This window comes from Xanthomonas sp. D-36-1 (genome assembly GCF_017746155.1).
Lineage (GTDB): Bacteria > Pseudomonadota > Gammaproteobacteria > Xanthomonadales > Xanthomonadaceae > Xanthomonas > Xanthomonas cissicola.
In genome coordinates this window covers 1-22,555 of record NZ_JAGHWR010000031.1, presented here as the reverse complement: position 1 = coordinate 22,555, position 22,555 = coordinate 1, and the positions used below count along the sequence as shown (strand labels likewise).

Here is a 22,555-nt window from a genome sequence, read left to right as displayed (position 1 = left end):
CTGCAACGCAGTGTCTTCATGCGTTCGCCGCAAAGATCGCGACTCTTTCACTGACACGGGTCGAAGGTTGTGGGTGGTGCGGCGGCGTTGCGTCGCCGCCGAGTCGAAGAGGAACAACGGATGACGATTCTGGATCGTCCTTCCGGTCGCGGCCATTGGGCGCTGGCGACCTTGGGAGGCGTGATTGCACTACTGGGCGCGGTGCTGCTTGCCGGTGGCGTGTGGCTGGCTGCGTTGGGTGGCTCCTGGTATTACGCACCGGCCGGTGCGGCGATGCTCGTCGCCGGCGTGCTGCTGTCTCGTGGCCGCAATGCGGGCGCCTGGTGGTTTGCTGGCGTGGTGGTGGTTTCGTTGCTGTGGACGTGGTGGGAATCAGGCAGCGATTACTGGCGCTGGGTGCCGCGTCTGGGCCTGATTGTCGGCCTGGCATTGGTGCTCGCCCTGCTACTGCCAAAATTGCAGCGCCCCGTGTCGCGCACGGTATCGCGCAGCCTGGCCGGTGCGCTGGCGGTGGTATTTGTGGTGGCGTTCGCGTTGGCGTTCATGCCGCATGGCGTGACTGAGGCCGATGGCGCGCTGGCGCATGCGGCAGGCGTGCTCGGTGGCGTGGTCAACCGCGACGCATCCGCCCCGGTTGCGGCGTCCGGCGCGCAGCCAGCCAATGCACCTGCCGACGGCGATTGGGCCGCGTACGGACGCAGCCAGGCCGGCCAACGCTATTCGCCGCTGCAGCAGATCAATCGCGACAATGTGGCGCAGCTGCAGCAAGCCTGGCTTTTCCACACCGGCGATCTGCCGAACAAGCGCTGGGGTGCGGAAACCACGCCGCTGAAGGTGGGCGACAGCCTGTATCTGTGCACTGCGCGCAACCAGGTGATTGCGCTGGATGCCGCCAGCGGCAAGCAGCGCTGGCGCTACGATCCCAAGGTCAAGGACGAGGCGATCCCGTACACGGCGGCATGCCGTGGCGTCTCGTATTACGAAGTGCCGGCCGCTGCCAACGCTGCGGATGCTGGAGTAACGGCAGCGCTATGCCGCACGCGCGTGATCGAAGGCACGCTCGATGGGCGCTTGATTGCGCTGGACGCGCGCAGCGGCACGCCGTGCCCGGATTTCGGCAGCAACGGTCAGGTGGATATCACCGTCGGTATGGGCGAGACGCCGCCTGGCTATGTGTCGATCAATTCGCCGCCGGCCATCGTGCGCGGCGTGGTGGTCACCGGGCATCAGGTGCTCGACGGGCAGAAGCGTTACGAGCCCTCCGGCGTGATCGAAGGCTTCGACGCGGTGACCGGCAAGTTGCGTTGGGCCTGGGACATGACGCATCCGGAATGGAACGGCGCACCGCCGCCGGGCCAGAGCTGGACGCGCGGCACGCCCAATATGTGGACCACCGCTGCCGCCGATGAGCAGCTGGGCTACGTGTACCTGCCGATGGGCAATTCCACCGCCGATTACTGGAGCAGTTCGCGCACGCCGCAGGAGAACCGTTACGCGACCTCGCTGGTGGCGCTGGATGTCGCCACCGGCAAGCCGGTATGGAATTTCCAGACCACGCACATCGATGCATGGGACTACGACCTGGGCTCGCAGCCGAGTCTGATCGACTTCCCCAAGGACGGCGTCAACGTGCCGGCGGTGCTGTTGCCAAGCAAGCAGGGCGAGCTGTACGTGCTGGATCGGCGTACCGGCAAGCCGCTGGTGGGCGTGGAAGAGCGTACGGTGCCAGGCGGTGGCGTGGAGCCGCAGATGCGTGTCAAGACGCAGCCGTTCTCGCTGTATCACACGTTGCGCAAGCCGGACCTGACCGAGCGCGACATGTGGGGCATGACCCCGATCGACCAGCTGGTTTGCCGGATCCAGTTTCGCAAGGCCAGTTACAAGGGCATTTACACGCCGCCGGAAGCGGACCGGCATTCGATCGAGTACCCCGGTTACAACGGCGGTTCGGATTGGGGCAGCGTGGCGGTGGATCCGCACCGCGGTGTGATCGTGGTCAACTACAACGACATGCCCAACTACAACCTGCTGGTGCCGCGCGCCAAGGCCGACAAGCTGGGCTGGGCACCGCGCGATGAAGTGCGTGGCGATGCGGGCGGTGCGGAAGGCGCGGGCGACCCGCAGGCGGGCACCCCGTATGCGATCAACGTCAATGCCGGCTGGCGGCTGCCGTTTACCAAATTGCTGTGCAAGGAACCGCCGTATGGCGGGATCCGCGCCATCGAGCTGGCCAGCGGCAAGACGCTGTGGGACCGCCCCTTCGGCAGTGCGCGCGGCAATGGCCCGTTCGGCATCCGTTCCGGCCTGCCGATCGACATCGGTACACCGAACAACGGTGGCGCGGTGGTGACGGCAAGCGGTTTGATCTTCATTGCCGCCGCCACCGACGACCTGATCCGCGCGATCGATCTGGCCACCGGCAAGGAGCTGTGGCATGCCAAGTTGCCGGCCGGCGGCCAGGCCAACCCGATGGTGTACGAATACGGTGGCCGCGAGTATCTGGTCATCATGGCCGGCGGGCACCACTTCATGGAGACCCCGGCAGGCGATGCGGTGATCGCCTACGCGATACCGCAGAAAACCCAGTGATTTCGGAGACGAGCGAGATCGGCTGCTAAAGCGGCACGCAAACGCCCGTATAGACGCCATGCCACATGGCTCGTGTCTGGAATCGGAGAGTGCCAATGCAGATAGCCATCTTGATTTCGGACGCGAGTCGTCTGCCGACAGCGAACGATGGATCGCACCATTCGTCAGGTGCTCAGGAACGTTGAAGCATGAAAAAAGCGCACCGCAAGCGGTGCGCTTTTTCTCTGAGGAATATCGCGGGTAAGCGCTCAGCTACCTCGGCAAGACAACGCTAATGCGCCCAGCGCTTGCCCGCATGATGCATCAGGCCGCACGCTTTCCCGATTCCCGATTCCCGATTCCCGATTCCCGATTCCCGATTCCCGATTCCCGAATCCCGAATCCCGAATCCCGAATCCCGAATCATCCGACGTTCGCCGCCACCTCATCGTCCTGCACCGCATCGCGCACATCCTGTGCCAGCGTCGCCTTGACGATGATCGAGCGGATCGCATCGGTGGCCTCGGACAGCGGCACATCGTTGCTCAGGCGCTGGAAGGTGTCGCGGCTGTTGTAGCCTGAGCCATCCTTCAGGTAATGCTCGTACATCGACAACAGGTCCTGGCAGGCCGTGATCAGTGCAGCGACATTGCCACGCACCAGTGCGTGACCGATCTGATCGAAACTGTGCAGGCAATCGGCAAGCCAATGCAGGTCGTAGCGCGCGGTGGTCGGCTCGGGGGCGTTGTGGCCGCGGCTGTAGGCGCTGTAGCGACGCAGGCTACGTGCCACGCGCGCCACATGCGCGAACAGCGTGCCGATCTCGCTGGCGATATCCAGCCGCTGCACCAACACCATGGGAATCACCTGGCCGGCAGCGGCCGCCTGCTGCTCGGAGGCATTCTGCTCGTGCTGTTCCAGCGATTGCTTGAGCATGGCATAGCTACGCTGCAGCGATTCCAGTTCCAGCGTGGTGGCCGCCGCACGCGCCTTCCATTGCGACAGCGCCGCCTGATAGCGGCCAAGGCTGTCCTGCGTGCTGGCAAGCTCGCCGGATTCGGCACGCAGCTGGCGGCCACGCACGAACGCCAGCCCGGTAGCGATCAGCGCCCAGAGTGCGAATGCAGGCACCAGGTAGATCAGGATGCCCATGGGGATTCCTCGAAACGTTGCATATCTTGTCGGCCTGCAACGCGCAGACTTGAGGCTGATCCTGGGCGCATGCCCCGATTCGGGACGTCGTGCTCAGACACGGCAACGCCATGTTGCCGGCGCACAGGATCTGAGGTGGCGAATGGCAGCCGGAAGAGGCCCGACAGCGGGCCACTGCGGGGTAAGGGAATGCACGAAGAGGGCTGGCGGGAGCGGCCCGGACGATGCAGCGGCGCCCCCAAGCGCGCTGTTTGGCTGGGTCAGCGCACAATCCCCGGCAAATCCAGCCCTTTTTCCTTTGCGCAATCGGTTGCAATGGCGTAACCGGCATCGGCGTGGCGCATCACGCCGGTGGCCGGGTCGTTCCAGAGCACGCGTTCCAGGCGTCTGTCGGCGGCCTGGCTGCCGTCGCAGACGATGACCATGCCGGCGTGCTGGGAGAAGCCCATGCCGACCCCGCCGCCGTGGTGCAGCGATACCCAGGTGGCGCCGCTGGCGGTGTTGAGCAGGGCATTGAGCAGCGGCCAGTCGGAGACCGCGTCCGAGCCGTCGGCCATCGCTTCGGTTTCGCGATTGGGCGAGGCCACGCTGCCCGAATCCAGATGGTCGCGGCCGATCACCACCGGCGCCTTCAGCTCGCCGCTGCGGACCATGGCATTGAAGGCCAGTCCGAGCCGATGGCGGTCGCCCAGGCCCACCCAGCAGATGCGCGCAGGCAATCCCTGGAAGGCGATCTTTTCGGCCGCCATGTCGAGCCAGCGATGCAGGTGCGCGTCGTCGGGGATGAGTTCCTTGACCTTGGCGTCGGTCTTGGCGATGTCGTCCGGGTCGCCGCTGAGCGCGACCCAGCGGAACGGGCCAATACCGCGACAGAACAGCGGGCGGATGTAGGCAGGCACGAAGCCGGGGAAATCGAACGCGTCGTCGACGCCGGCCTCCAGCGCCATCTGGCGCAGGTTGTTGCCGTAATCCACGGTAGGCACGCCCAGTGCGTGGAAGGCGAGCATGGCGCGGATGTGGTTGGCCATCGAATCGCGCGCCGCCGCTTCCACTTCCTTGGGCGCGCTCATGCGCTTTGCGTCCCACTCTTCCACGCTCCAGCCCTGCGGCAGGTAGCCGTTGATCGGGTCGTGTGCAGACGTCTGGTCGGTCAACAGATCCGGCTTGATCCCGCGCAGCAGCAGTTCGTCCAGCACGTCGGCGACATTGCCGAGCAGGCCGACCGACAGTGGCTTCCTCGCGGTGCACGACTCTTCGATCAGGCGCAATGCGTCATCCAGCGAATCGGTCCACGTGTCCAGATACCCGGTGCGCAGGCGCATGTCGATGCTGGAGCGGCGGCATTCCACGGCCAGGCACGAGGCGCCGGCCATCACCGCCGCCAACGGTTGCGCGCCGCCCATGCCGCCGAGGCCGCCGGTGAACAGCCACTTGCCGGCCAGGTTGCCGGCATAGTGCTGGCGGCCCATTTCCACGAAGGTTTCGTACGTGCCCTGCACGATGCCTTGCGCACCGATGTAGATCCAGCTGCCTGCGGTCATCTGGCCGTACATGGCCAGGCCCTTTTTATCCAGTGCGTTGAAGTGGTCCCAGTTGGCCCAGCGCGGCACCAGGTTGGAGTTGGCGATCAACACGCGCGGCGCATCGGCATGGGTGCGGAACACGCCCACCGGTTTGCCGGATTGCACCAGCAGGGTCTGGTCCTCGTCCAGACGCGTGAGCGCAGCAACGATCGCGTCGAAGGATTCCCAGTCGCGCGCGGCGCGGCCAATACCGCCATAGACCACCAGTTCCTGCGGGCGCTCGGCCACGTCCGGGTCCAGGTTGTTCATCAACATGCGCAGCGGCGCTTCGGTGAGCCAGCTCTTGGCGGTGAGCGTGGTGCCGGTGGCGGCGCGGATGACGCGGGTTGCATCGTGACGGGTCATGCCGGGTTCCTTGCAATCAGCGGTTGGCCGCAGGCGGCGCGGTGTCGGAAGAGGGCGCGTTGGCGAAGTGCAGGCAGGCCTGCAGCACGTGGCGCAGTACCGCGCGCAGCGCCACGGCGTGTACCGGCTGCCACGGCGTTGGCCAGTTGTCGGGGGTGAGGCTGTCGGGCTCTCGCATATAGCCGCGGCAGGCCAGTTCCATCTGCAAGGTGTGTACGCCGTGCTCGGGCTGCGCGTAGTGGCGGGTGATCCAGCCGCCCTTGAAACGGCCGTTGCGCACCGTGCTGGAGCCGCTGCTGCGGCACAGGCGCTCCACTGCATCGACCAGGCGCCGGTCGCAGCTGCGGTCCTCGTTGCTGCCGATATTGAATTGCGGCAATTGGCCATCGAACAGATGCGGGATGAACGAGCGGATCGAATGCGCGTCGTAGACCACGATCTTTGCGTGCTGCGCGCGAAGGCGCGCAATTTCCTCGGCAAGCGCGGCATGGTACGGGTCGAACCAGCGCATGCGACGCAACGCGATCTGCGCCTGATCCGGCGCCGCACCATCGGCATACAGCGGCTGATTGTCGAAGGTGGTGAGCGGGCACAGACCGGTGGTGTTCTGGCCCGGATACAGCGAGGCCCCGCTCGGGTCGCGATTGACGTCGATGACCGAGCGCGAGATGGCGGTGCGCAGCGTGGTGGCGCCCAGCCCCTGCGCGAAGTCGTAAAGCTGGTGTACCCACCAGTCGGTATCGCGGCGCGCCAGCCACGGCGACACGAACTGGTCAGCCAGGTCCTCCGGCAACTCGGTGCCGGTATGCGGAAAACTGATGATCAACGGCGCGTCGCCGCGGTGCAGTTCCAGCCAGTCGGGCAGTGCGTTCATCGCTGCGCTCCATGCGTGCGTGCTGCCAGCGTGGGGCAAGCGTTGCGCAGCTGTGCGTTGCCGATGCGTCGGGTGCGCGGTGCCGCGTCATCGTCTGGGCGTGCGCTTGATGAGGTCGCGAAAGACCGCAGTTGCGACCGGGACGATGCAGGTATCGATTCGCTGCATAAGCGCTGCCCACTCATACGTCCTGCTCCACACCCGGCAACGGGACCGCCACTGCCTGCGCCAGCGCGCCCGAGCGCACCAACGCGCTGGCAGCCAGCATATCCGGATGAAAATAACGGTCGTCCTGCAACGTGGGCACCTGTGCGCGCAACAGGGCACGCGCCGCTTCCAGCGCAGTGCTGGAGCGAAGTGGCGCATGGAAGTCGCAGCCTTGCACTGCGGCCAGCAGCTCGATGCCGATCACGTGCGCGGCGTTCTCGGCCATCGCCAGCAGGCGCCGTGCGCCGTGCGCGGCCATCGAGACGTGATCTTCCTGATTGGCCGAGGTCGGGATCGAATCGACACTGGCCGGATACGCGCGCTGTTTGTTTTCCGACACCAGCGCGGCGGCGGTCACCTGGGGAATCATGAAGCCGGAGTTCAAGCCCGGGCGCGGTGTGAGAAAGGCGGGCAGGCCGGACAGCGCCGGGTCGACCAGCATCGCGGTGCGGCGTTCGCTGATCGAGCCGATTTCGCAGACCGCCATCGCCAGCATGTCCGCGGCAAAGGCGACCGGCTCGGCGTGGAAATTGCCGCCAGACAGCGCTTCGCTGGTATCGCTGAAGACCAGTGGGTTATCGGACACGCCGTTGGCTTCGATCTCCAAGGTGCGCGCGGCCTGACGCATCACATCCAGCGCCGCGCCCATCACCTGCGGCTGGCAGCGCAGGCAATACGGGTCCTGCACGCGCACATCGCCAAGCCGATGCGATTCGCGAATGGCCGAATCGGCCATCAGGGCGCGCAACGCCGCAGCGGTGGCGATCTGTCCCGGCTGCCCGCGCAATGCGTGGATGCGCGCATCGAAGGGCGTATCCGAGCCCTTGGCCGCTTCCACCGACAACGCACCGGTGACCAGCGCGGCCTGCAATATGGTTTCGATCTCGAATAGACCGGCCAGGGCGCAGGCGGTGGAAAACTGGGTGCCGTTGAGCAGGGCCAACCCTTCCTTTGCGCCCAGCACGCGCGGTCGCAGTTGCGCATGTGCAAGCGCGTCGGCAGCAGGCAGACGCTGCGCGCCGACGAAGGCCTCGCCAATGCCGATCATCACCGCGGCCAGATGCGACAGCGGTGCCAGATCGCCGGAAGCGCCCACCGAGCCTTGGCACGGCACCACCGGCGTGATGCCGGCGCGCAGCATCGCGTCCAGCAGTGCCAGCGTGTCCGGCTGCACGCCGGACGCGCCCTGGGCCAGGCTGGTGAGCTTGAGTGCCATCATCAGCCGCACCACCGGCACCGGCGTGGGCTCGCCCACACCTGCCGCATGCGAGAGCACGATATTGCGCTGCAGCGCCTGCAGATCCTCGCGCTCGATACGCACGCTGGCCAGCTTGCCGAAGCCGGTGTTGACGCCATACACCGGCTCGCCACGCGCCACGATGGCCTCCACCGTTTGCGCGCTGCGCAGCACCGCGGCAGCGCATGCATCATCCAGTGCCACTTCGGCACCGCGATACAGCGCACGCCATTGCGCCAGCGTGATCTGGCCGGGTTGCAAGACAACAGAAACACTCATGACGACTCCGGAGTCAGCACAGATGCCCGCGCCAGACGCGGGCATGAAGAGGATTGAAGCCCATGCGATAGACCAGATCGGCCGGCGCATCGATGTTCCAGATCGCCAGGTCGCAGTCCATGCCGGCGCGCAACTGGCCCAGGCGCTCGCTGCGCCCGAGCGCACGCGCAGCCTCGCGGGTGAACCCGGCGATGCATTCGTCCACGGTCATGCGGAACAACGTCGCCGCCATGTTCATCGCCAGCAGCGGGCTTGTCAGTGGCGAGGTGCCCGGGTTGCAGTCGGTGGCCAGCGCCAGCGGCACGCCGGCCGTGCGCAGCGCGGCGATCGGTGGCAGCTGGGTATCGCGGGTGAAGTAGAACGCGCCTGGCAACAGCACTGCCACCGTGCCGGCAGTGGCCATCGCCGCAACGCCGGCCTGGTCCAGGTACTCGATGTGATCGGCCGACAACGCGCCGTAGCGTGCGGCCAGTTCGGCGCCGTGCTGGTTGCTCAATTGTTCGGCGTGGATCTTGATGCGCAAACCATGCGCTTGCGCCGCGATGAAGACCTGTTCGGCCTGCGCCTGCGAGAACGCCAGATGCTCGCAGAACACGTCCACGGCCTCGGCAAGCCCTTGCGCTGCGATCGCCGGAATCATCTGCGTGCAGACCTGGTCGATGTAGTGCTGCGCCTGCCCGCCAGGCGGCACGGCATGCGCGCCCAGGAAGGTCGGCACCACTTCAACGTTGCGCAGCGCGGCGAGCTGGCGCGCCACGCGCAGCTGCTTGATTTCATCGTCCAGCGTGAGCCCGTAGCCGGACTTGATTTCCAGCGTGGTCACGCCTTCGGCCAGCATCGCATCCAGGCGCGGCAGGCTGGCGGCCAACAGTGCTGCATCGTCGGCGGCGCGGGTGGCGCGCACCGTTGCCACGATGCCGCCGCCGGCTGCGGCGATGTCGGCATAGCTGGCGCCGCGCAGGCGCTGCTCGAACTCATTGGCCCGATTGCCGGCATACACCAGATGCGTGTGGCAATCGATCAGGCCGGGGCTGATCCAGCGGCGCTGGCAGTCGTGCGCACTGTCCGGCTGCAGAGCGGGCGCCTGTGCGGCCGCGCCGGCATAGACGATATGGCCGTGCCGGCAGGCGACGATGCCATCGTCCACGATGCCCAGGCCGCCAGCGGCCGCATCCAGGGTCATCAGTTGCGCGTTGTGCCACAGAACGTCGCAATGCATGGCGCAGGCTCGTGGTGTCTGATATGTATATACAATAGATTCGGCGAGCGAGGGTGTCCAGTGGCAGATCAACAGATGCAGGTGTTCTGGGCCGCCCGGGCATTGTTGCCCGACGGCTGGGCGAGCGGCGTTCGGATCGAGGTCGTGCAGGGCCGCATCGGCGCGGTGCAGGTCGATGCACCTGCTGCCCTCACCGACACGCGTTGCGACGTCGTGTTGCCTGGCCTGGGCAACCTGCATAGCCATGCCTTTCAGCGCGGCATGGCGGGGTTGACCGAAGTCGGCGGGCGCAGCGGCGACAGCTTCTGGAGCTGGCGCGAACTGATGTACCGCTTCGTCGACCGGCTCGACCCGGACAGCCTGCAGGCGATCGCCGAGCAGGCCTATGTGGAAATGCTCGAAAGCGGCTTCACCCGGGTCGGCGAATTCCATTACCTGCACCACGCGGCGAGCGGTGCGCCGTATGCGCAGGCCGGCGAAATGTCAGAGCGCATTGCCGCTGCTGCCGCCAGCACCGGCATCGGACTCAGCCTGTTGCCGGTGTTCTATGCGCACTCGGATTTCGGTGGTGCCGCCCCCAGCCCGGCGCAACGCCGTCTGATTCACGACGTCGACGGCTTCGCGCGCTTGCTGGACGACTGCAGACACAGCCTGAAAGCGCTGCCGGACGCGGTGCTCGGGCTGGCGCCGCACAGCCTGCGCGCGGTCACTCCGCAGCAACTGGCGGCGCTGGTGCCGCTAACCGATGGCCCCATCCATCTGCATATCGCCGAGCAACAGCGTGAAGTGGACGCCTGCCTGGCCTGGTCCAGGCAGCGCCCGGTGCAGTGGCTGCTGGCCAACGCGCCGGTGGATGCGCGCTGGTGCCTGGTGCACGCCACGCATGTGGATGCGCGCGAATTGCAGGCGATTGTTACCAGCGGCGCGGTGGTCGGGCTGTGCCCGATCACCGAGGCGAACCTGGGCGATGGCGTGTTCCCGATGCAGGCCTTTGCTGCTGCGGGCGGGAGTTTTGGAGTGGGTTCGGATTCGAATGTGCTGATCGATGCGGCCGAAGAACTGCGCCTGCTCGAGTACGGCCAGCGCCTGACGCTGCAGGCGCGCAATGTATTGGCACAAGGGCCAGTCTCCAGCGGGCGTTGGCTCTACGGTCAGGCCGGCATCGGTGCCGCGCAGGCGCTGGGCGTGGCGCACACCGGTATCCGTACCGGCGCAGCGGCCGATCTGATCGAACTGGACACCGCGCATCCGGCCTTGCTGGCGCGCAGCGACGACGCCTTGCTGGACAGCTGGCTGTTTGCCGCGCGGGCCACCGCGGTGCGCAACGTCTGGCGCGGTGGGCGCTGGGTGGTGCGCAACGGGCAGCATGTCGACCGCGCCCGTATCGCCACACGGTTTGCCGCGGTGTTGCGCAGCCTGCTGGGCCAGTGATATTGGCCATCGCACGGTGGCAAGAGTGGCCAGGTGGATGCCCAACGGTGCGCAGAAGTCGTGGTGTACGCTTACACCTGCCGATGACGGGCCCCGGCCGCACCGCCAGTGGCTGCGCCTGAGCCGCTTCAAACGGATGCGCGCGCAGTGCTGGCTCCTGGAGCCGCTGCAGAGACAGCAGCGGCGGCGGTGCAGGTGCATGCAATGCCCCCGTCCATGCAGCGTGCATGGTGCATGCCGCAACGTGCTGCTGGCGCACGCTGCCGACCATGTGGCATGCCGATTGAATAGCCGCTCTTTCCGGAGACCCGCGCTTTGAACGCCATCACCACCATCGTGCCTGGCACCTTGCATCAGCGCATCCGCCAGGATCTGGAACAACGCATCCATAGCGGCGACTGGCCGCCCGGGCACCGCGTGCCGCCCGAGCACGAGTTGATGGCGCAGTACGGCTGCTCGCGCATGACCGTGAACAAGGTGCTCGGCCTGCTGGCCGATGCCGGCATGATCGAACGCCGCCGCCGTACCGGTTCGTTCGTGGCACGGCAGCACCCGCATCTGGAACAGGTGGCGCTTTCGATCCCGGACATCGAAGTGGAAATGACCACGCGCGGCCATGCGTACCGGTTCTCTTTGTTGTCGCGGCAGCTGCGCAACGTGCGGCAGCGCGTGCCGCAGGAACGTGCGCTGGGCAGCACCGGCAAGGTACTGGAATTGCAGAGCGTGCACCTGGCCGACGGCCGCCCGTTTGCGCTGGAGCACCGCGTGATCGATATCGGCACCGTGCCCGACGCATTGGACCAGCCGTTCACGGAGGTCGCGCCGGGCAGCTGGCTACTGCGCAACGTGCCATGGACGCGCGCCGAGCACCGCATCAGCGCTGCCAGTGCCGACGCCGCGCAGGCCGAGCAGCTCCAGGCGGACGATGGCGCGGCCTGCCTGGTGATCGACCGCCACACCTGGCGCGGCGACCTGCCGGTCACCTACGTGCGCCAGATGTTTCTAGGCGGGTCGTACGATCTGGTGGCGCGGTTCGCGCCGGGGCTGCGCTGAGGTGACGTCGGCAGGCGACGGACGCGCTACCGCAGCGTTCAAGTTGCCGGCGATTGTTGGCTGCACGGTTATCGGCCGTATCGAAGTCGCACGCCAAGATGGCGGCGACTGCGCTTCACGATCAGGTGCCCGGCTGAGCAGGCCAAGCCACGCGGCACCATGACAGCCGCCAACGCGCCAGGATCAGATCGTGCTGCACTGACGCCAGCGCACCGGCTCGGCGGTGCCGGGGCGCGGGTTGAGCTGCACGCGCACCGTGCGCAGGTAGGGGTGGCGTTCCAGCTCGCGGCAAATCAGCGGCCATGCCGCGCTGTCTTCCACCGTCCGGTCCACTACCAGGGTCGCCTGGGTCAGCCAGATGCCGCGCACCAGCCCCGGGGTCTGCGCCAGCGCCTTGGAGACCTCGCGCTGATAGCCCTGAATGGTGGCCGCATCCGGTTCTGCGCCTGGTGCCGGCGCTGCCCCGGGCGCCGCAGTGGGTGAAGGCCCCGGCTGAGCGGTACTGGCGGAAGGCGTAGCCGCAGCAATCACGCGAGCCGGTGCGGGAACAGGTGAAGACACCGCAGTGCGCGGCGTAGCCGGCGTCGGAGCCGGCGGGCGCAGCGTCAGCACCGCCATGACTGCCAGCGTCGCCAGCGCGGCACCGGCGATGATGCTGTGGCGGATCGCGCGGCGGCGCGCCGCACCGACCACGCCGGCTTCCACGTCGCCAGGCAGATAAGGTTTGAGCAGCGGCCACAGACGCACACCGTCCAGCACTTCGATCGATTGTTTCTCCGCGGCGGCGATACCTTCGCGCTCCATGCGGCCTTCGGTGACCATCACGCCGCCGTTGGCGCCGGCCAGCCGCGCCATCGCACCGAGCTCGTTCACTGCCGCCACGCCGATGCGATAACCGCGCCCGTGCTTGCAGGCCACCAGCCGGGTGCCGTGCTCGGTCTGCATCATGAAATCGGCGGTGGGCAGGCCATCCTGCGGCAACTGCGTGGGCTGCCATCCGCGTTGATCCTGTAGAACGCGCAGCACCACGGCGGAAAAATCGCGCCAGTGCATGATGGCCAGCGCACGGACGCCTTCATGCACTTCATTGGCGCGTCGTCGCACTAGCCAAAGATAGGCAGACACGGCCAGCCAGAGCAGCAGTGCAGCCACGGGCGCCAGAATCCAGGAAGGCATGAGCATCAAGCAATGGCGCGTATAACGAATCGTGCGTGTAGAAGAATCCTTCGCGAAAGATTCGTCAATGGATCATGCGCGGCGATGTCGCGAGCCGTGATCCAGATAGCGAAAGACCCGCCAGTCCGAAGCCGTGAGGGGAGGGGAGCAAACGGACTTCGTAACGCAGGACTGGCGGGTCCTCCCCGATTGTCTAAAAAATCATGCTGCTTTGCAACATCGGGGCATAGGGCTGCTTCGAAGCGCTAAGGTCCTGATTTCAAAGGCTATGCGGACCCGGCTCGCCTCCTGGCTGCACGTCGAACCATCGCCAATGCCGGGCTGCCGCTTCGGCAAACGCACCACAGGGCAATTGCCCGCACCCGGTCAGGTGGCGCAGCCGGTGACACCGATCGAGTGGCTGGGGCTACCACGCTGGCACGCATGTCGCAGCGTAGTCTGCGCACCTGCACCTGCACCTGCACCTGCACCTGCACCTGCGTCAGCGATGACTGTACTCACCGTCTCGGGCGACAACCGCGCTGTCCCATGACAGCGCGGTCGCTTTCACCGCTGCGCTTATTCCGGGTCGAACGCACCGGGGGTGCCGGACGACGATGCCGCCCCGGCACCCGCGCCGCCACCGGTCGTCTCGCTGGCAGCCTGCGCCGCCTGGTTGGCGGTGCGGTTGGCACGCTTGGTGGCGGCCGTATTTGCGCGGACCTGGGCCTTCAGCGACTCGACCTCGCGCCGCAGGTTTTCCAATTCTTCCTGCTCGGGAATGTTGAGCGTGCGCAGGACACCCTTCACGCGTTCGTCGAAGGCCTTGCCCAGTTTGTCCCAGCCGCGCACCGCGGTATCGCGTGCCTGCTCGAACTGGGTTTCCACCTCTTCGCGCAATTCATCCACGCTCTCCGCCGCCCTGCGCTGACCGGTGCGCTCATACGCGGCGCCTTCGCGCACCAGCGAGTCGAACAGCTTGCTGCCTTCGTTCTGCACGCGCCCGAGCGCGCCCAGGCCGGCAAGCCACACGGTCTGAGCCGATTCGCCAAGCCGGCGCGAGATCTGTTCCGCCTGCGCCTGGAAGCCCTGGGCCGCGTTGCCGCGGTTACCGTTCTGATCGTATCCGGTCGTCATGCGATGCTCCTGTAGGTTGCCAACGTGACATTGCGTTCACCCTAGTGCCGACCCTGCATCGGGCAGGTGAAGCAGTGCCCGATCAGACGTACTGAAAGCATCTACCCGCACGCGCCCGAGCAGGTGACTTGACGCTGAAGCAGCGCAGCGCCGACCGCACGATCAGGCGAGTTTTTCGGCCAGCAGGCGCCGGATTTCCGATTCCACCATCGGCTGGACGGCCGACAGCAAAAAGCCGAGCTCGGCGGTGACGTGCACTTGCTGCGGCAGCAGCGCGATCGCCCCGTCCACGCCGGCACGTGCGATGCGCAAGGTATCGCCTTCCCAATGCGACGCGACGCCGTAGCGGTCGGTCAGCTTGCGCGCCGCCTCGTCGATGGCCGCGCGGGCCTGGGCCGGCGTCAAGGAATGGTCGTGGCGGATATCGATGCTGGACATGGGTGCGATGGGTCATGCGAAAAGTGAGGGCGCATTGTGCGCATGTGCGGGCCGGGCTCCAAGTGCGGCCACGCGTGGCGTTGCTGTCGATGTCAGACACGCGGGTCTGCGAGCTGCTGCCGCGGCGCCTGCTCAGCCGATGGCAGCGCGATCCTGCGCGCGCTCGGCAGCGAGCCAGCAGCTCCGATCACCCCTGGATGGCCGCGCATTGGGGGCAAACCTGCTAGGCTGCGGCGGGTGCGCGACCTGCAAGTTCATTTCACCCACCGGCAGCAGCCGGATCATTCCCTCAAGCCCGGCGTCCACCGGATCGTCCGTCATGCCTCCGGCAGCGTGCGGGTGGTCGGCGATGCGCAGGGCGCATTGCTGTTGGCGCAGTTCTGCCTGGACCAACGCGGCCTGTGGCTGCAGGTAGCCAACGGAATCCGCGGTATTCATGTCAATGGGCGTCCGGTGCGTCGCATGGCGTTGCTGCGTGCGGGCGATGCGATCTATGCCGATGGCGTGGAAATGCTGTTGCGCAGTGCCCCGTCCAGTGCGCCGGCCAACGATATCCACGACGACACGGCCAGTCTCGGCGAGGTCTGCCTGCTGTTGCGCGGCATAGGCGGGCGCCATCACGGTCGCAGTTTTACCCTGGATCGCGCGCGTCTGGTCGGCAGCGATGCCGCCGCCGATATCGTCATCGACGACCCGGCATTCGCGGCGCAGCACGCCCGTCTGGAACGGCACGGCGACCGTGTCCTGATCCGCGATCTGGGTTCGGAAGAGGGGAGCTGGATCAATGGCGTCCAGGTGCGCGACGGCTGGCTGCAGGCTGGCGATCAGGTCGTCTTCGATGCGCGTCACCGCTTCGTGGTGGAAGTGCCGCGGACGCACCACAGCACCACCTGGGATCTGCCCGATACCGAGCCCCTGCCGCCGCCGCGCGCCGTTGCGGAGCCGACGCGCGCACCGGTGAAGGTGGCACGCTGGCCCTGGTTGCTGCTCAGCGCGGTGTTGCTGGCGGCGGCGTTGAGCGCCTTGCTGTGGTTCGGCGCGCGCTGAGTTTTTTCCAGACGCGCCAGCCCAGCAACACCGCAAGAATGCCGGCGTACAAGGCCGGCTCGCGGATATCGGATTTCACCAGCCACCAGAAGTGCAGCACGGCCAGCAGGCCGACGGGGTAGATCAGCATGTGCAGGCGGCCCCAGTTGCGCTTGAGCCGACGCATCCACCCCTGGGTGGAGGTGATCGCCAGCGGCATCAGCAACAACCACGCCGCAAACCCCACCGTGATGTAGGGGCGTTTGAGGATCTCCTCGAAAATCTGCGTCCAGAAGCCGCGCAGGTCCAACGTGAGGTAGGCCGCCAGGTGCACGGTGGCGTAGAAGAACGCGTACAGGCCCAGCATGCGGCGGAAGCGGATCACCACTGCCTGCCCGGTGAGTTGGCGCAACGGCGTGATCGCCAACGTGATCAGCAAGAAGCGCAGCGCCCACAGCCCGGTGCGGTGTTCGATCTCGGCCACCGGGTCGGCGCCCAGCGCGTCGCTGCCGCTTTGCCACACCTGCCAGAATTGCCAGCCGAGCAGGGCGATGGGCGCCAGCGCCGCGGCATGCACCAGCGTCTTGGCAGCGATCACGGACGTGGATGTCTTGGCCATGCGAACTCGAAGAAGGAACGATGCTGAAGCGTAGGAGCGCGCCCGGGCGCGACTGGCTTTGTTGGTCATGCCCGTCGCGCCCGGGTGCGCTCCTACGCCGGGTCGGTGCCAGATTGTGTGTTGCCTAAAACCACTTCTTCAGATCCATGCCCGCATACAACGAAGCGACCTGATCGGCATACCCGTTGAAGGGCTTTGTCGCGATGCGCTCGGCAAACAGCTTGCTGGCGGTGCCGGCAATGCGGCGTTCGGTCTTCTGGCTCCAGCGCGGGTGGTCTACCGCTGGATTGACGTTGGAAAAGAAGCCGTATTCGGAAGGTTGCAGATCGTGCCAGGCGGTCTCGGGCATTTTTTCGACGAAACGGATTTCCACGATCGATTTGATGCTCTTGAAGCCGTACTTCCACGGCACCACCAGGCGCAATGGTGCGCCGTTCTGCTGCGGCAGCGGCTTGCGGTACAAACCAGTGGCCAGCAGGGTCAGCGGATGCATCGCCTCGTCGATGCGCAAGCCTTCGCGATATGGCCAGTTGATCGAACGGTAGCGCACGCCCGGCATCTGTTGCGGGTCGGCCAGGGTGGTGAATGCCACGTACTTGGCCTTGGAGGTCGGCGCGAAGCGCTTGAGTACCTCGCCCAGCGGCACGCCCGTCCACGGGATCACCATCGACCAGCCTTCCACGCAGCGCAGCCGGTAGATGCGTTCTTCCGACGCGATGCCCTTGAGCAGTTCGTCCAGCGACAGGCTGCCGGGCTTCTCGCATTCGCCGCCCACCTTCACCGTCCAAGGCGACAGCTTCAAGGTCTTGGCCGCCTTGGACGGATCGGTTTTGTCGGTACCGAACTCGTAGAAGTTGTTGTAGCTGGTGACGTCTTCCAGCCGGGTCAGGTCCTCGGCAGTGCGAAACCCGCTGCGCGCCTGCGCTGGCGTCACCACGGTCTTGGGCGGCGGCGGCGGGTCGGCCTCGGCGCACCCGGCCACGCCCAGCGCGGGGGTGAAGGCAAACAACTGCAGCAGCCGGCGACGGTCGCGGTAAACGGACTCATCGGTGATCTCGCTGGACGGCAAGTGGAAAGCATCGCGAAACGACATGGCAGGCTCCGGCAGTGGCTGCAGCGGTAAGAGTAACGAACCAGGACACAAGTTCGCCTTGGCGCATCGCTACGTTACGTCAGGCTCAGTCAAAAGGATGCAGCTGCAACTTTTTTTGTCCGCTGCCAAGCCCGATGCGCTGCGGCATACTAGAAGGCTAGCTCGACAAGGTATGCCATGACACGCGCGTTCAATTTCAGTGCCGGCCCTGCCACATTGCCGGAATCGGTCCTGCGCCAGGCGCAGGCAGAGATGGTCGAGTGGAACGGCATTGGCGCCTCGATCGTGGAAATCAGCCACCGCAGCGCCGATTTCATGGCGGTGGCCGCTGCCGCCGAAGCCGATCTGCGCAGTTTGTTGTCGATTCCCGACGACTATGCGGTGCTGTTCACCGCCGGTGGCGCCACCACCATCCAGGCGCTGCTGCCGCTGAATTTTGCCGCGCCCGGCCAGGCGGCCGACTATGTGATCACCGGGCATTGGGGCAAGACGGCGATCAAGCAGGCGGCCACATACGTGGATGCGCGCATCGCCGCCGACGCGCAGGCCGAGGGCTTCGTCGACATTCCCCCTGCGGCCAGCTGGACCTTGTCGCCGCATTCGGCCTACGTGCACATCACCGCCAACGAGACCATCCATGGCGTCGAATTTCGCGACACGCCGGACGTGGGCACGCTGCCGTTGTTTGCCGACTTCAGTTCGTCGATCGCCTCCGAGCCGCTGGATATTTCGCGCTACGGCCTGATCTACGCCGGCGCACAGAAGAATCTTGGTCCGGTCGGCATTTCGGTGGTGATCGTGCGGCGCGATCTGCTGGAGCGTGCCGGGCAACCGCGTGCGGACATCTTCAATTACGCCTCGCATGTCGCGCGCGATTCGATGCTCAACACCCCGCCAACCTGGAACTGGTATCTGCTCGGGCTGACCGTGAAGTGGATGCTGGAGCAGGGCGGAGTGCAGGAGTTTGCGCGCCGCAATGCAGAGAAGGCCGCGCTGGTGTACGGCGCCATCGATGGTTCCGGCGGCTTCTATCGCAACCTGATCAAACCGGCAGTGCGTTCGCGCATGAACATCCCGTTCTTTCTGCCGGACGAGCAGCTGGATGCGCTGTTCGTCAGCGAATCCAAGGCAGCCGGGCTGCTCGCATTGAAGGGTCACAAGGCAGTCGGTGGCATTCGTGCGTCGCTGTACAACGCGATGCCGGTGGCGGGCGCGCAAGCGCTGGCCGCGTTCATGCACGACTTCCAGCAGCGTCACGGCTGAGTCTTTATTTACCTGCGGCGTCTGCCGCGCAGGGCGCGTGCGCTGCCAGCGCACATGTGCCGCCATTTTTAGGAATGCCCAGCAATGGCCCCCAAGTCCAACAAGCCCACGGCCGCCACAGGCGGCAACAAAAAGCCGACCAAGACAGCGGCCAATGCTTCAGGCAGCAAGCCTGCAAACACGCCGGCTGAAAAGGCCGCGATCAAGACCACCGCGCCGGTGCTGGCCGATGTGCGTGCCAAGATCGACGAGATCGACCGCAATATCCAGGCGCTGATTGCCGAGCGCGCCAACTTTGCGCATCAGGTCGGCAAGGCCAAGGGCAAGCTTGCGGCGGCGGTGGATTACTACCGCCCCGAGCGCGAGGCGCAGGTGCTGCGCATGGTGGTGGACCGCAACGAGGGCCCGCTCAGCGACGAAGTGCTGGTGCACGTCTACCGCGAAATCATGTCGGCGTGCCTGGCTCAGCAGGAGCCGCTGAAGATCGGTTATCTCGGCCCGGAAGGCACCTTCAGCCAGCAGGCGGTGCTCAAGCATTTCGGCCGCTCGGCGGTGGGCTTGCCGATGGCGACCATCGAAGAGGTGTTCCAGGAAGTGGAAGCAGGCAACGCCGACTTCGGCGTGGTGCCGGTGGAAAATTCGGGGCAGGGCACCATCCAGGTCACCCTGGACATGTTCCTGACCTCCAACCTGAAAATCTGCGGGGAAGTCGAGCTGCGCGTGCATCAATACCTGCTCTCGCGCAACGGCCGGCTGGAAGATATTGAACGCATCTACGCGCATTCGCAGTCGTTCGCGCAGACCGCGGGTTGGTTGCGCTCGCATTTGCCCAAGGTGGAAAAGATCGCAGTGTCCAGCAACGCCGAAGGCGCACGCCGCGCACGCAATGCTGAAGATGCCGCGGCCATCGGCGGCGAAAGCGCAGCGCATGTGTATGGCTTGAAGAAAGTCATCATGAAGTCGATCGAGGACGACGACGACAACACCACGCGCTTCCTGGTGATCGGGCGGCAGATCTTTCCTTCGTCCGGGCACGACCGCACGTCGGTGCTGGTGTTCATTCACGACAAGCCGGGCGCGTTGTTCGACGTGCTCAGCCCGTTCGCACGCCATGGCATCAGCATGAACCGCATCGAATCGCGGCCCTCGCATCAGGCCAAGTGGGAATATGGCTTCTTCATCGATCTGATCGGCCATGTCGAAGACGATGCGATGAAGCAGGCGCTGGCCGAACTGAAAGCGCACTCGGCGCAGATCAAGGTGCTGGGTTCGTATCCGGTGGCCATTCCCTGAGCATCGAGGCTCGATACGACAATCCATGCCGGCGCGCCGCGACCTTGTATTGACGGCAGCGCCGCACCCTTCTTCAAGCGCATCGTCGGCGTTGGCGATGCCGCAGCCATCGGATTACATGCATGAGCAGCAGCACGCACCACTGGATTGCCCGACGCGGCACCGCACTGCAGGGCAGCCTGGCCATTCCGGGCGATAAGTCGGTTTCGCACCGCGCGGTCATGTTCGCCGCGCTCGCCGACGGCGTTTCGCAGATCGATGGGTTTCTTGAAGGCGAAGACACGCGCTCTACCGCCGCCATTTTCGCCAAGCTGGGCGTGCGCATCGAAACGCCGTCGGCGTCGCAGCGCATCGTGCACGGTGTGGGTGTGGAGGGTCTGCAGGCGCCGACCGAGGTGCTGGATTGCGGCAATGCCGGCACCGGGATGCGTCTGTTGGCCGGCCTGTTGGCTGCGCAGCGCTTCGACAGCGTATTGGTGGGCGATGCGTCGTTATCCAAGCGTCCGATGCGGCGCGTGACCGGCCCGCTGGCGCAGATGGGCGCGCGGATCGAGACGCAGGACGACGGCACGCCGCCATTGCACGTGCACGGTGGGCAGGCGCTGCACGGCATCGATTTCGTCTCGCCGGTTGCCAGTGCGCAGGTCAAGTCTGCGGTGCTGCTGGCTGGTCTCTATGCGCAGGGCGAGACCTCGGTGACCGAGCCGCATCCCACCCGCGACTACACCGAGCGCATGCTGTCGGCGTTCGGCGTGGAGATCGATTTTTCGCCTGGCAAGGCCCGTCTGCGCGGTGGACAGCGTCTGCGCGCGACCGATATCGCAGTACCTGCAGATTTTTCGTCGGCTGCGTTCTTCATCGTCGCGGCCAGCATCGTTCCCGGCTCGGAAGTGGTGCTGCGCGCGGTCGGATTGAATCCACGCCGCACCGGGTTACTGGCCGCGTTGCGCCTGATGGGCGCGGAGATTGGCGAAGAGAACCATGCCGAACACGGCGGTGAGCCAGTCGCCGATCTGCGCGTGCGTTACGCGCCATTGCGCGGTGCGCAGATTCCCGAAGCGCTGGTGCCGGACATGATCGACGAGTTCCCGGCCTTGTTCGTGGCTGCCGCTGCAGCGAGCGGGCAGACCGTGGTGACCGGCGCCGCCGAATTGCGGGTCAAGGAGTCCGATCGCTTGGCGGCGATGGCCACCGGCCTGCGCACGCTTGGCGTACAGGTCGACGAAACGCCGGATGGTGCCACCATCCATGGCGGCAGCATCGGCAGCGGCGTGATCGAAAGTCATGGCGACCATCGCATTGCCATGGCGTTCGCCATTGCCGGCCAGCTATCCACGGGCCAGGTGCAGGTGAACGACGTGGCGAATGTGGCGACCTCGTTCCCGGGCTTCGACTCCCTGGCACAGGACGCCGGATTCGGGCTGGAAACTGCCGTGCATCGGTAACGCGTCTGTTCGCCGACGAGTGGCTTGGACTTTACAGGGTGCGGAAGGCTGGCCCTAAGACTGCGGCCGTTCGCGAGTCTGGCAAATGACAGGCCTGTCGTAGTTTCCACTGCACGGTGGATGTGCGGGCTTTCTGCATCCCCCTTCGACGGCGGGCTTGCTGGTAGACGCGATCCTGATGCGAAATCAAGATCCCCGTTGATTTGCAGGGAAACGCGTACCTGTCGGCGTAATGCGCAGAAGGTTCTGCCAGCGAGTCAGGAGTCAAACGACGCGCCGCGACATCGCCACCGTTGAGGCAAAGAGCCGCAGCGCCGAGCAAGTCCTCAACGCTGCGCGGTGAACTCCACCGGCACCTGCACGCTGCTCACCACCGCATGGCCGTCGCGCGTGGCGGGCTCGAAGCGCCACCGACGCAAGCTCTCCAGGACCGCTGCATCCAGTCGCGGATCATCACTCCCGCTTCGGTCGACGATGGTCACATCGCTCACCCGGCCCTGCACATCCAGTTGCAAACGGGCGGTGCGGCTGCCCTGGATGCCGGCATGCGCCACCGCGGCCGGGTAGTTCGGCATCGCGTTGCCCGGAAGCGGCTTGGCCTCGACGCTGCTGAGGGCTGGGCGAGCAGGCTGGTGCCCCACCATCGTCATCGCGCGCGGGCCGTCGGTCGTCGGCAGGATCTGCCGACTTTCCGCCGGCAGCGGCCGCGTATCGGGAGCGAATGACTCATCGCTGTGGCGTGCCCACCACCAGCTGGGTACCACGATGAGCAGCGCCACCAACGTTGCCCACATCCAGGGCGAAGCGCCGTCGCTGACCACGTTCTGCTGCCGCTCCTCGGGCCGCCGGCCGTGTTGCGGCAACGACGACGGGTGAGCGGATGAAGGATTCGAAGTGACGGACATGGCCGGCCTCCTGGCGCATCTGGGGATGACGGGACCAGTCTGGTTGGCGGTACCTGAGGGAGAGCTAAGGCGGCCGGTGTAGGAAGCGCTAGGGAAGGTCTGAACAACGAGACCTGACAGGGCGGAAGGTGGCGTCGTTCCGAAGAGTGGCTTTTGGAACTTCGGAATTTCGCCATTTCTGGCGCTTTCCGCGGGAATTTCCCGGTTCACAGACGCACGCTCCCCATCGCCGG

The 22,555-nt window shown here is 65.9% G+C and carries 18 protein-coding genes and 1 pseudogene; 8 read left to right on the top strand and 11 right to left on the bottom strand.

Going from position 1 to position 22,555, the window contains the following annotated elements:
- Positions 1–120 precede the first annotated feature (120 nt).
- A complete protein-coding gene (locus tag J7367_RS10425) occupies positions 121–2,589 on the top strand; it encodes a membrane-bound PQQ-dependent dehydrogenase, glucose/quinate/shikimate family (RefSeq protein WP_057663312.1) in 2,469 nt (822 codons plus the stop codon).
- Between the two features lie 402 nt (positions 2,590–2,991).
- On the opposite strand, the gene J7367_RS10420 is transcribed toward J7367_RS10425, so the two are convergent.
- The 5 genes from J7367_RS10420 to hutI form a co-directional block, all read right to left on the bottom strand.
- On the bottom strand, positions 2,992–3,720 hold the full coding sequence (locus tag J7367_RS10420) for a hypothetical protein (protein ID WP_057663714.1): 729 nt from the start codon (positions 3,718–3,720) through the stop codon (positions 2,992–2,994).
- A gap of 260 nt (positions 3,721–3,980) precedes the next feature.
- Positions 3,981–5,648 carry a urocanate hydratase gene (gene hutU, locus J7367_RS10415; RefSeq protein WP_057663716.1) on the bottom strand — a complete coding sequence of 556 codons (1,668 nt, stop codon included), beginning with the start codon at positions 5,646–5,648 and terminating at the stop codon, positions 3,981–3,983.
- A gap of 16 nt (positions 5,649–5,664) precedes the next feature.
- Positions 5,665–6,522: an N-formylglutamate deformylase gene (gene hutG / locus J7367_RS10410; protein WP_022559598.1), complete on the bottom strand. Its 858-nt coding sequence runs from the start codon at positions 6,520–6,522 to the stop codon at positions 5,665–5,667.
- 181 nt (positions 6,523–6,703) lie between these two features.
- Positions 6,704–8,245 carry a histidine ammonia-lyase gene (gene hutH, locus J7367_RS10405; RefSeq protein WP_057663719.1) on the bottom strand — a complete coding sequence of 514 codons (1,542 nt, stop codon included), beginning with the start codon at positions 8,243–8,245 and terminating at the stop codon, positions 6,704–6,706.
- A gap of 13 nt (positions 8,246–8,258) precedes the next feature.
- Positions 8,259–9,464 carry an imidazolonepropionase gene (gene hutI, locus J7367_RS10400; protein ID WP_022559596.1) on the bottom strand — a complete coding sequence of 402 codons (1,206 nt, stop codon included), beginning with the start codon at positions 9,462–9,464 and terminating at the stop codon, positions 8,259–8,261.
- A 60-nt stretch (positions 9,465–9,524) separates the two neighbouring features.
- On the opposite strand from hutI, the gene J7367_RS10395 reads away from it, so the two are divergent.
- The 3 genes and pseudogenes from J7367_RS10395 to hutC all read left to right on the top strand — a co-directional run bounded on the left by J7367_RS10395 (position 9,525) and on the right by hutC (position 11,948).
- On the top strand, positions 9,525–10,895 hold the full coding sequence (locus J7367_RS10395) for a formimidoylglutamate deiminase (protein ID WP_057663722.1): 1,371 nt from the start codon (positions 9,525–9,527) through the stop codon (positions 10,893–10,895).
- 83 nt (positions 10,896–10,978) lie between these two features.
- Positions 10,979–11,182 (top strand): annotated as a pseudogene (locus J7367_RS22525) (hypothetical protein).
- 28 nt (positions 11,183–11,210) lie between these two features.
- The gene (gene hutC / locus J7367_RS10390) at positions 11,211–11,948 is read left to right on the top strand and encodes a histidine utilization repressor (protein ID WP_007966331.1); all 738 of its coding nucleotides are present in this window, start codon (positions 11,211–11,213) and stop codon (positions 11,946–11,948) included.
- A 183-nt stretch (positions 11,949–12,131) separates the two neighbouring features.
- On the opposite strand, the gene J7367_RS10385 is transcribed toward hutC, so the two are convergent.
- The 3 genes from J7367_RS10385 to J7367_RS10375 form a co-directional block, all read right to left on the bottom strand.
- Complete coding sequence (locus tag J7367_RS10385) at positions 12,132–13,130, bottom strand: restriction endonuclease (protein WP_057663727.1); 999 nt, start codon at positions 13,128–13,130, stop codon at positions 12,132–12,134.
- A 552-nt stretch (positions 13,131–13,682) separates the two neighbouring features.
- On the bottom strand, positions 13,683–14,240 hold the full coding sequence (locus J7367_RS10380) for a phasin family protein (RefSeq protein ID WP_007972454.1): 558 nt from the start codon (positions 14,238–14,240) through the stop codon (positions 13,683–13,685).
- A 162-nt stretch (positions 14,241–14,402) separates the two neighbouring features.
- The gene (locus tag J7367_RS10375; RefSeq protein WP_008576246.1) at positions 14,403–14,678 is read right to left on the bottom strand and encodes a polyhydroxyalkanoic acid system family protein; all 276 of its coding nucleotides are present in this window, start codon (positions 14,676–14,678) and stop codon (positions 14,403–14,405) included.
- Between the two features lie 237 nt (positions 14,679–14,915).
- On the opposite strand from J7367_RS10375, the gene J7367_RS10370 reads away from it, so the two are divergent.
- The gene (locus tag J7367_RS10370; RefSeq protein WP_022559593.1) at positions 14,916–15,725 is read left to right on the top strand and encodes an FHA domain-containing protein; all 810 of its coding nucleotides are present in this window, start codon (positions 14,916–14,918) and stop codon (positions 15,723–15,725) included.
- On the opposite strand, the gene msrQ is transcribed toward J7367_RS10370, so the two are convergent.
- Positions 15,667–16,323, bottom strand: coding sequence for a protein-methionine-sulfoxide reductase heme-binding subunit MsrQ (msrQ, locus tag J7367_RS10365; protein WP_033481360.1), 657 nt, complete (start codon positions 16,321–16,323; stop codon positions 15,667–15,669). The two genes, J7367_RS10370 and msrQ, sit on opposite strands and share 59 nt — an antisense overlap.
- Before the next feature lie 124 nt (positions 16,324–16,447).
- The gene (gene msrP / locus J7367_RS10360; protein WP_057663730.1) at positions 16,448–17,416 is read right to left on the bottom strand and encodes a protein-methionine-sulfoxide reductase catalytic subunit MsrP; all 969 of its coding nucleotides are present in this window, start codon (positions 17,414–17,416) and stop codon (positions 16,448–16,450) included.
- Positions 17,417–17,593: 177 nt separating this feature from the next.
- Between msrP and serC the strand changes: the two genes are divergently transcribed.
- The 3 genes from serC (at position 17,594) to aroA (ending at position 21,417) form a co-directional block, all read left to right on the top strand.
- On the top strand, positions 17,594–18,679 hold the full coding sequence (serC, locus tag J7367_RS10355) for a 3-phosphoserine/phosphohydroxythreonine transaminase (RefSeq protein ID WP_007964067.1): 1,086 nt from the start codon (positions 17,594–17,596) through the stop codon (positions 18,677–18,679).
- Positions 18,680–18,763: 84 nt separating this feature from the next.
- Positions 18,764–19,972: a prephenate dehydratase gene (gene pheA, locus J7367_RS10350; protein WP_007964068.1), complete on the top strand. Its 1,209-nt coding sequence runs from the start codon at positions 18,764–18,766 to the stop codon at positions 19,970–19,972.
- Between the two features lie 122 nt (positions 19,973–20,094).
- Positions 20,095–21,417 (top strand): 3-phosphoshikimate 1-carboxyvinyltransferase, encoded by a 1,323-nt coding sequence (gene aroA, locus J7367_RS10345; protein ID WP_057663733.1) that lies wholly within the window; start codon positions 20,095–20,097, stop codon positions 21,415–21,417.
- A 326-nt stretch (positions 21,418–21,743) separates the two neighbouring features.
- On the opposite strand, the gene J7367_RS10340 is transcribed toward aroA, so the two are convergent.
- Positions 21,744–22,211, bottom strand: coding sequence for an energy transducer TonB (locus tag J7367_RS10340; protein WP_057663736.1), 468 nt, complete (start codon positions 22,209–22,211; stop codon positions 21,744–21,746).
- Between the last annotated feature and the right edge of the window lie 344 nt (positions 22,212–22,555).